General features: G+C 42.4%; 13 protein-coding genes. 11 read left to right on the forward strand and 2 right to left on the reverse strand.

Features of this window, described 5'->3' with window-relative positions; genetic code table 11:
* Positions 1–331: 331 nt before the first annotated feature.
* The 5 genes from K3G39_RS13845 to K3G39_RS13865 are packed head-to-tail and all read left to right on the forward strand — an operon-like array spanning position 332 to position 2,660.
* The gene (locus K3G39_RS13845; protein WP_220626760.1) at positions 332–628 is read left to right on the forward strand and encodes a helix-turn-helix domain-containing protein; all 297 of its coding nucleotides are present in this window, start codon (positions 332–334) and stop codon (positions 626–628) included.
* Complete coding sequence (locus K3G39_RS13850) at positions 628–1,359, forward strand: helix-turn-helix domain-containing protein (protein WP_220626761.1); 732 nt, start codon at positions 628–630, stop codon at positions 1,357–1,359. The genes K3G39_RS13845 and K3G39_RS13850 overlap by 1 nt, the downstream gene beginning before the upstream one ends.
* Positions 1,280–1,990: a hypothetical protein gene (locus K3G39_RS13855; RefSeq protein WP_220626762.1), complete on the forward strand. Its 711-nt coding sequence runs from the start codon at positions 1,280–1,282 to the stop codon at positions 1,988–1,990. The genes K3G39_RS13850 and K3G39_RS13855 overlap by 80 nt, the downstream gene beginning before the upstream one ends.
* The gene (locus tag K3G39_RS13860; RefSeq protein WP_220626763.1) at positions 1,987–2,472 is read left to right on the forward strand and encodes a hypothetical protein; all 486 of its coding nucleotides are present in this window, start codon (positions 1,987–1,989) and stop codon (positions 2,470–2,472) included. The genes K3G39_RS13855 and K3G39_RS13860 overlap by 4 nt, the downstream gene beginning before the upstream one ends.
* Positions 2,473–2,474: 2 nt before the next feature.
* Positions 2,475–2,660, forward strand: a complete 186-nt coding sequence (locus K3G39_RS13865) for a hypothetical protein (protein WP_220626764.1) — start codon at positions 2,475–2,477, stop codon at positions 2,658–2,660.
* A 64-nt stretch (positions 2,661–2,724) separates the two neighbouring features.
* Here K3G39_RS13865 and K3G39_RS13870 read toward each other — a convergent pair whose 3' ends face one another.
* Positions 2,725–3,174 carry a hypothetical protein gene (locus K3G39_RS13870; RefSeq protein ID WP_220626765.1) on the reverse strand — a complete coding sequence of 150 codons (450 nt, stop codon included), beginning with the start codon at positions 3,172–3,174 and terminating at the stop codon, positions 2,725–2,727.
* 993 nt (positions 3,175–4,167) lie between these two features.
* Between K3G39_RS13870 and K3G39_RS13875 the strand changes: the two genes are divergently transcribed.
* The 6 genes from K3G39_RS13875 (at position 4,168) to K3G39_RS13895 (ending at position 7,606) form a co-directional block, all read left to right on the forward strand.
* Positions 4,168–4,818, forward strand: a complete 651-nt coding sequence (locus K3G39_RS13875) for a hypothetical protein (RefSeq protein WP_220626766.1) — start codon at positions 4,168–4,170, stop codon at positions 4,816–4,818.
* A gap of 63 nt (positions 4,819–4,881) precedes the next feature.
* A complete protein-coding gene (locus K3G39_RS20930; protein WP_255594341.1) occupies positions 4,882–5,142 on the forward strand; it encodes an SOS response-associated peptidase family protein in 261 nt (86 codons plus the stop codon).
* The gene (locus K3G39_RS13880) at positions 5,024–5,575 is read left to right on the forward strand and encodes an SOS response-associated peptidase (protein WP_255594342.1); all 552 of its coding nucleotides are present in this window, start codon (positions 5,024–5,026) and stop codon (positions 5,573–5,575) included. The genes K3G39_RS20930 and K3G39_RS13880 overlap by 119 nt, the downstream gene beginning before the upstream one ends.
* A 157-nt stretch (positions 5,576–5,732) precedes the next feature.
* Complete coding sequence (locus K3G39_RS13885) at positions 5,733–6,305, forward strand: hypothetical protein (protein WP_220626767.1); 573 nt, start codon at positions 5,733–5,735, stop codon at positions 6,303–6,305.
* Between the two features lie 166 nt (positions 6,306–6,471).
* Complete coding sequence (locus K3G39_RS13890) at positions 6,472–6,972, forward strand: DUF5715 family protein (RefSeq protein ID WP_220626768.1); 501 nt, start codon at positions 6,472–6,474, stop codon at positions 6,970–6,972.
* Between the two features lie 190 nt (positions 6,973–7,162).
* The gene (locus K3G39_RS13895; RefSeq protein ID WP_220626769.1) at positions 7,163–7,606 is read left to right on the forward strand and encodes a GH25 family lysozyme; all 444 of its coding nucleotides are present in this window, start codon (positions 7,163–7,165) and stop codon (positions 7,604–7,606) included.
* On the opposite strand, the gene K3G39_RS13900 is transcribed toward K3G39_RS13895, so the two are convergent.
* A partial coding sequence (locus tag K3G39_RS13900) for a transposase (RefSeq protein ID WP_220626770.1) occupies positions 7,603–8,006 on the reverse strand: 404 nt, incomplete at its 5' end. The two genes, K3G39_RS13895 and K3G39_RS13900, sit on opposite strands and share 4 nt — an antisense overlap.

The raw sequence follows: 8,006 nt of genomic DNA on the forward strand, positions 1-8,006 counted from the left end.
GTTTGTGACTAGGGGAAGTATTTTGAAAAAGTAAGTGATACTTAAGCGGCAATATTTAAGAGATGTTGCTCAATGTTGCTCAATGCTGCTCAATGTTGCTCAATGCTGCTCACGCGCATTGGAAGGCGCTGTTTTGAAAAAGCTTTCACATACCTTTGAATTGTTCAGAAAGGGACTTCCCAGGGCATGTTGTTGTAAAAGCAAGCTTTCTATTCTTAAGGCGAATGCTAGACAATCACGATGTGGGAAGAACGTGTCCCTGGCCACTACCTCTCTCTCTGCGGAATCAATTATGTAAACCTATTTTCTAACCCTTTAAAATTGTACTTTTATGGAAAATCTATTACAAGAGCTCCTTGCTATCAAGTGCATCCTGCTGTCGCAGGGGATGTACAACAAGGAGTATTTTACTGTCCCGGAAGCGGCGCTTTATACAGACCTCTCGGAAGACGCAATTTACAAACTCATTTCTGCTCGTAAGCTACGTCACAGTAAACCCAATGGCAAGCGGATCTACATCAAACGCGCGGCTTGTGATGCGTACATGTCTCAGAACACCGTACGTACGCTGGACGAGATTAATCAGGAAGCCACCCTTCGTGTAAACAAGAAAGGCGGGAAATGGTAATGGTAAAACTTCCTAAAAACAATTCAGTCGTTCCTTATTCTTTCCGATTTAATAAGCTTCTGAATGCAAATGAAAAGCTGCTACTGGCAGAAATCAAACTACTGTGTGGGCGTAACGGTCACTGCTGGCCAAAGAACCGGTACTTTGCCGAACTCTTTAACAGGTGTCCAAAGACTATATCTCGCTGGCTTAAGAAGCTGGAAAAACTAGGCTTTATCCGCATCGAGTTCAACCGTTTGCAGTGTGATCGGAGAGACATCTATTTTTTGTCTCTACCCGGGACAAATGTGGGAGAGGGGGGAGACAATTCTGCTCCGGGGGAAGGACAAAAGTGTCCTCCTCTATATAATAAGAATGATAAAAGTAATGATAACAGAAATGAAGAGAGAGAAAGGAAGTTAAACTCTCGCTCGGTGGTGGTAGATAATTCTTCTTCATTTTCTAAAATGGCTACGCCTAGTGTGGAAGAAGTTAAAGACTACATTTCCTCCTTGTTTTCAGAAACTACACCAACAATACGACCTGCAGATGTAGCCCTAAAGTTTCACAACTATTATTCTGCCAAAGGCTGGAAAATGGGAAGTTCTAAAATGGAAGATTGGCGCGCTGGTGTCAAAAACTGGATTTCTAAAATAGATCAATTCGAAAAAAATGACAACAGACACAACCAACCTGGCGTCGCTGCTGGCCGAGGGCGCATGGCGCATCTGCGGGTCGGTGGGCGCGGTTAAACCATACCCTTGGGTAGATCCCAATCAGCTGTACTTTTACCTTATTAATGGAATACAGTTAGATAAATGGAATCGCACGCCTATTCAACAGCTGGCAGCCTACTTTTCAGGAGATGTGGCGGCCATGGAAAAAATGGGAATTGATGCAGGTAAGAATCTTTACCTACATGGACCCACGGGATGTGGTAAAAGCTCTATAATGGACAAGTTATGGAGGTTTAGAAACTTCACAAAACTAGAAGCAAAGATACTAGCTGGTAAGGTGGTGGAGTCAGGCTTTACACCTCTCTATCAATATGGTTTAGGCATAGGCATGCACAACACGAATGGGCTTCCCCCAGAATTGTTTATTGATGATGTTGGATGGGAGCCGACCGTCAATCATAAAGGAACAGTGATAGAAGTAATGGACGAAATGTTTTGCCACAGGGAAAAAGCTTTCAACCAGTATAGTATCAGAACGATCCTGGTTTCTAACAATCCGCCAGAACAGGTACTACCGGATTATGGGGATCGATCCTATTCCCGTCTTGCCCACTATAACATCATCAGTTTTCCAGAAGGTGGACCCAATCGCCGGTTGCTAAAGAAGATAGAGCTCGTAACAGGACCTAAAATTTATGTGCCATGAAAAAGAAAGCAGACCCTACTATACCCATCGCCAGCCGCATTGATACTTATACCAATGCCCAGTTACTTAGAGGAGCGGCCTCCATGGAGATGAGTAGGTCACAATACGTTGCTCATGTGCTTACCAGAAACTTAAGAGGCAAGACCTCCCAAAAGATGCAGGAGCGCTTGGTTGAGCTAACCCAGCAGTTGGAAACGTTGCAACAGCAAGTAAAGGATGAGATTGGAGCCATCTGGAAACAGGAACCGTTCGCTTCTTTTCTACAAAAGCTACTGCACAACGACAAGGTGCTAGCAGCGCTTTATACAACTTATTCTGAAACTCCATTCCCAACGGAAATGCGGAATGCTCACAACTTCTACCCGGGTATTTTCTTAACAGGTGGCAGGGAAGGAGACAAAGTTTTTCATCTGACAGGCACTTATGGCTGGGCCTATACCGATGAAAAGAAGTCACATGTTATGATCAAGAAACGAAACTGACCATGGAAGAATTTGATATAGAACTCACGCTAGCAGACGTTGAGTTTGAACCTCTCGAAGTGAGTGAAACTGGGTTTTCTGGATTGACTTTGTTTCTCGGCTTTGTAGCCCTACTTGTTTTAGGCTTGCTACTCTACAATACGTTGAAGCAAGAGCCACTCCGAAAGAAAACACCTTTAATTCAATAGTCCCCACTCATGCTAAAACAAGAACAGGATGCTAAGCGGCATCCTGTTCTTGTTTTAGAGCTGATTAGAGTTGACGGTATTTGTTTAGCTGACTTAGTAAAGTATTGATCGATTCTCTTTGTGCCTCCATTTGTTCCCGCGCACGATTTAAGCTAGCATTCATCTGTTGCCACTCACTAGATTGCCGCATGTCTACTAGAATTGCTTGACGAAGGGCATTTGATGCAGCCAGCTTTTCGCGTAGTTTTTCGACAATATCTTTTTGTTTCTGATTATCTAGACGCAATTGGAGGTTCTCTTTCCTTAGTTCCTCTTTCGATTTGGTTAAAACACCGTTGAGGTATTTCTGTTCATCCAGTTCAGACTGTAGTATGCCGATTTCATTTAGGTAGGGCTGACCTTTTGCTTGAAGTCGCTTTAATTCATTTTCCAGCAACACGATTCTCTGGAAGTATCGAATTTCTTTTGATTCCAATACAGGTTCCTCTGTATTTAAATCGCGCGTTGTTTCCATTTGTTACAGTTATAGGTTGTTTGTTTAGTCCTGGACAGATGCAGGAGCCAAAGAAGATCAATGCTGAAGATAATGAAATATTTAAGCTAATAAAAAGTTAAATCATATTTTAGCTATATTCTAAAAGCTATAGCTATAAGATGCTACAACCTATTTAAGGTGCCTGTATAAACAACAGCTACAAAAAGTAGCAGGTCCGATAAATAAGGATCAAACTAAATGATGTATTTAGGACATCTGTAAAATATAGCACTACCATTTATGTTGTAGCTGCGTGCCTTCTTTACAGAAACATAAATGCTGCACCCCAGTCTCTTGTATGGATTTCACTAAACTAAGTAATACCTGAAGATATATTGTAGATATGATTTTCCTACCCTCAGCAGTGAAGAGTCTATATCCAACAATGAGCCATTGTGGCTTTACTCAACATTATTTCCAATTTTAATCTGAAAGCAGATGCATTACTTTACAAAATGAGCATGCCCAATCAGCCTTAGTTTCGTATTGAAATTGTGTTTGTGCCCAATGAAGACAACTTACTGGGATGTAACATTATGTCTCGGTACAAAGAGGGGCTAAACAATGATTTGGTTTAGGTCACATATCGTATTGCACATGAATATCCCGCTATAGGAGTTACGTGATTAGGGTGCGGATATTGGTTTCGGTATGATAAGGATTTCTCTACACTGCTCATATGCCTGTAACCTTTTGTAACAGCCTTTTCCGTAGTAGGTGACGCACTTTTTCTTTACCGGTCTTCTGATAACATAACAGGCACAAATTATTAAACCGGATGACGGAAAATTTATCCGTTAATACTGCGGAAATTATGCGGAAACTTTCGAATGCGGAGAGTAAGAAGTAGTGCAAATAAATTAATGTTTTGCTATATTTATAGCACCAGGTATGGCTGTAACAATTTGTAACAGGTAACCGGAATGCTTAATTTATTTCCGCCTTCTCCATTCACTTAATACCAACACCCACATGAAACTAATACACAAGTGGTGGATTCCGCAGCTTCTCTTCATTTGGGTTACTGTTGTCCTGGTCGCACTAGAGATTGCCGGAGTTAGCCTCAGCTACAATTGGTATGTGTTACTTGCAGCCGCTGTACTGATCCTAGTTTCCGTTCTCTATCTACTTTATTCCAGGCAATTGGTAAAAGCGGTAGCTGCCCTGGTATTTCCCTTACTGGCTACTTATATCGGAGTTATTTTAGTTTCCTTGTTGGCTTCATTTAGTATGCTCACAAAAGGACACACTAACACTTTGAACACCGCTTACTATAAAGCGGAATTTGAAAATCATACTCGGTCACCTTTTCCGCCCTCAGCCAGGTTTCTAGTAAATGATGAAACAGTACAGGGAGGCGGTGTTGAAAATGAGTTTGATGCCTATTGTTTGATACGTCTGCCAAAAGCGGAGTATCAGCAGTTGCTAACTCAAATCAGTGTAGACCCGGAATTTTCAAAAGATAATGCTGCACCGGATTTTAGCAGAACAGTACTGGCCGGAAAAGTAAAGGCGGCGGACTTTTCCGCTTCCTTTTCACATGATGATACAGGTTTTAGTTGGTATACGATCAGCTTTCATGAAGACGGAATACGCGTAGCCTTGAAGATCTCAACTTACTAAGTAGCGGAATAAATATAAGGAGTGTTACAACTTGTAACAAAACGTAACAAATAATTAAGATAGATGTGCGGCAGGTATTCCGTAGCCATTACGGTAAAAGATAAAAACAACAAAGCTTCCCGGGTATCCCGACTGCTAGAGGAGTATAAGCTAGAAGCACAGTACAACGCCGCTCCTTCGCAGTTGTTACCTGTTGTAACAGCAGATGAGCCGGACAAGATACAACTCTTTTCCTGGGGCTTACTACCGCATTGGTCAAAAGACAGTAAGCATGGAAATAAACCCATCGAATGCCCGTGCGGAAACGCTGCTGGAAAAGCCTAGCTTTCGTGAACTAGTCAGCCGCAGGCACTGCCTGGTTCCGGCAGACGGGTTTTATGAATGGCGGAAAACAGCTTCCGGAAAAGTACCCTACCGCTTCCTGTTAAAATGTGAAGAACTCTTCACTTTTGCCGGACTCTGGGATGAATGGGCGGATACGGAAACAGGCGAGCTGCAGCGGACTTTTACCATTATTACGACGGAAGCAAATGAGCTGGTTAAGCCAACGCACGACCGTATGCCGGTGATGCTTACTCCGGAAAAGGAAGCGGTTTGGTTGGGTGTAACAAAAGGTAACAATATGTTACAGCAATTCTTGCTGCCTTTTCCGGCAAAAGAAATGAAAAGTTATGCCGTGTCTGCACTTGTCAATTCTGTTTCCAATAAGTCCGCTAGTTTAATAAAGCAGGTGCCGGAACAGGGAAGTCTGTTTTAAGCTTGTAACAACTTGTTACTCATAACATCAATACACTATTCATTTACTATATTTTTCACCTTTTATGAGATCGAAATCTTTATTCCTCCTATCGCTGCTACTCCTACTGCTAACAGGCTGTGCGACTGATAAATCAAATGAAAAACAAGTTAGCGCTGTGGAAGCTACAACTCCTGAATTCAAAGACATTCCTTTCAGTGAAACCAAAAGCATCTACGAAGTACAAAAAGAAAACTTAGTGCTGGATAGCGCTTGTGAAACGGTAACCTTCCGTGGCAAGCAGTATGACTTGGGAATGCGTCAAAAGTCGGGAAAAGAGGTAAATTACTTTTACTGCGAGCCATCGTGGATGAAACTAGACAACAAAGTTGTGCTGAAGCTGGCTTACGGGGCGGAAGCACCTGGAGAAACGCTTTTAGTCTTTCTTGATCCTTCAAAAGGTCTTACCACAAAATTAGAACTACAAACAGGAGGGGAATATGACTACAAGTTTATTCACAAGCTGACAAATAATCACATGTTAGCAGCAGTTAATGGTACCCTTTATAACATTGACTTGGCTAGCGAGACCCTGCTGGAGCAGTATAAGTTGAAGTATCGTGACTTTGGCGATAAGACAAAGGAAATCCTTGTAAAGGATGCCTCCACAATTGAGGTTTTGCGCACCTATGAAGATGGCAGCGGGGAATTTGTAGAGAAATTTCACCCTGTAACAGCTCTAAAGCTTTAGATATGAGGAAGTACAGGTATTTTTTTCACTCACTATCCTTGCTGTTGTTATCGCAAGCCTATTGGCTTTCCCATTCCGTTTCCAGATTAAAAGGAAAATAAGCTTTGTAGCGACCAAGTTCATAAGTAGATTTATTGGTTCCGATAGCAGTTGTAAAAATTGTGCTATGCTGTTTGATGATAATGTTGCAGTTCATGAGCAAGCGTATCAAACTGAAGGGATTCAGCCACAAGCGAGTGATACTGGTTTGGAAGTGCTTTTAACTAATGAAACCTTAGTAAAACTCCGATCAAGTCAATATTACATTGTTAGGGACTTCAATTATTCTAAGCCTTACTTGTTGCCGAAGGCACAGGTATTTATTGATACTCTAGCTTATACTTACAGTATTGAATGCCAGGCAAGAGAGTTAGCATACTTCCCTTTCACCATTTCAAGCGGCACCCGCTCTGTTGCTTCAGTTGGAAAGTTAATGACCCAAAATAGCAACTCCATTAAAAACAGCAGCCACTTAAAAGGAAAAACCTTTGATGTGAGCTATACAGCTTTCGGTGACAACAAGCCACAACTAAAAGCTTTTAGTTCTGCCCTTTATCAGTTGCGCAGAGTAGGAAAGTGTTATGTGAAGTATGAACGGAATGGTACGCTGCATATCACAGTCATCTAAGGAGTTCTTTCGGTATAGGTGGTGATTTAAGCTCACCCTATACCTTACAGCACAATTGTAAATTAAAATGAAGAAGGTTTATAAATGGATACTACTGTGCTTACTCTTATTTGTGTGCGCCGCTGTAGTTATTGCTTACTTGTTCTTAACTAATACAGCAGAAGTTACGATAGATAAGACGAAGTACCCTGTGACAGGAATAGATGTCTCTAACCACACCGGCAAGATTGACTTCACTCAGATTAAAGACCAAGGAGTGGACTTTGTGTTTGTAAAGGCTACGGAAGGCTCTAATTTTATAGACCAGAGCTTCGAGCGAAACTATAGCAATGCCCGCCGTGCTGAGATCCCTATAGGTGCTTATCACTTTTTCAGGTTTAACAAGAGTGGCAAGGACCAGGCAAAGCATTTTTTAAAGCATATCAAAGGAAAGAAGTTTGACATACCTTTGGTGCTGGACGTAGAGGAGTGGGGAAATCCTGGAGGCATCAAAAGAGAGACAGTAGTGGCAGAACTTCAGCATTTCATTGACGAAGTAGAAAAAGTGGTAAAGGAAGATGTGATGATTTATACCAATGAGAGTGGGTACAGGACATATATCAATGGAAACTTTGATACTAAGAGGCTGTTTTAATTTCCTTTATTTAGTTTGTTAAGCATAATGTGAATCATGGCCACTTTTATCATCGTCTCAGACGATTTGGTGGAGTACTCATAGTCCTTGGAGAGCCTGCGGTAAAGGTTGAGCCAGCCGAAGGTCCGCTCCACTATCCATCGCTTCGGTAAAGCTTCAAAGGCTTTCTTGTGGATCTTCTTCACTATCTCCAGCCTCCAGTTCAGGTGGCGGAAAGTGTTTTTCACCCACTCCCACATGGCAAGCCCGCCGTAGCCCTGGTCGGCAAAAAAGAGCCTCAGACGGCCGAAATCCGCCATCTTAGCTGCCGCCCTGCGCAGCAGCCACTGGGCTCCCTGCCGCTCGGCAACGTCTGCCCGGTGGACGATGAGCACGATCAACAGGCCCAGCGTGTCAACCA

The organism is Pontibacter sp. HSC-14F20, from assembly GCF_019599265.1.
GTDB lineage: Bacteria > Bacteroidota > Bacteroidia > Cytophagales > Hymenobacteraceae > Pontibacter.

What these genes read in the sequence shown, in the direction of transcription:
- K3G39_RS13845 (WP_220626760.1), top strand. Translation starts at nt 332, where the DNA reads ATGGAAAATCTATTACAAGAGCTCCTTGCTATCAAGTGCATCCTGCTG.
- K3G39_RS13850 (WP_220626761.1), top strand. Translation starts at nt 628, where the DNA reads ATGGTAAAACTTCCTAAAAACAATTCAGTCGTTCCTTATTCTTTCCGA.
- K3G39_RS13855 (WP_220626762.1), top strand. Translation starts at nt 1,280, where the DNA reads ATGACAACAGACACAACCAACCTGGCGTCGCTGCTGGCCGAGGGCGCA.
- K3G39_RS13860 (WP_220626763.1), top strand. Translation starts at nt 1,987, where the DNA reads ATGAAAAAGAAAGCAGACCCTACTATACCCATCGCCAGCCGCATTGAT.
- K3G39_RS13865 (WP_220626764.1), top strand. Translation starts at nt 2,475, where the DNA reads ATGGAAGAATTTGATATAGAACTCACGCTAGCAGACGTTGAGTTTGAA.
- K3G39_RS13870 (WP_220626765.1), bottom strand. Translation starts at nt 3,174, where the DNA reads ATGGAAACAACGCGCGATTTAAATACAGAGGAACCTGTATTGGAATCA.
- K3G39_RS13875 (WP_220626766.1), top strand. Translation starts at nt 4,168, where the DNA reads ATGAAACTAATACACAAGTGGTGGATTCCGCAGCTTCTCTTCATTTGG.
- K3G39_RS20930 (WP_255594341.1), top strand. Translation starts at nt 4,882, where the DNA reads ATGTGCGGCAGGTATTCCGTAGCCATTACGGTAAAAGATAAAAACAAC.
- K3G39_RS13880 (WP_255594342.1), top strand. Translation starts at nt 5,024, where the DNA reads ATGAGCCGGACAAGATACAACTCTTTTCCTGGGGCTTACTACCGCATT.
- K3G39_RS13890 (WP_220626768.1), top strand. Translation starts at nt 6,472, where the DNA reads ATGCTGTTTGATGATAATGTTGCAGTTCATGAGCAAGCGTATCAAACT.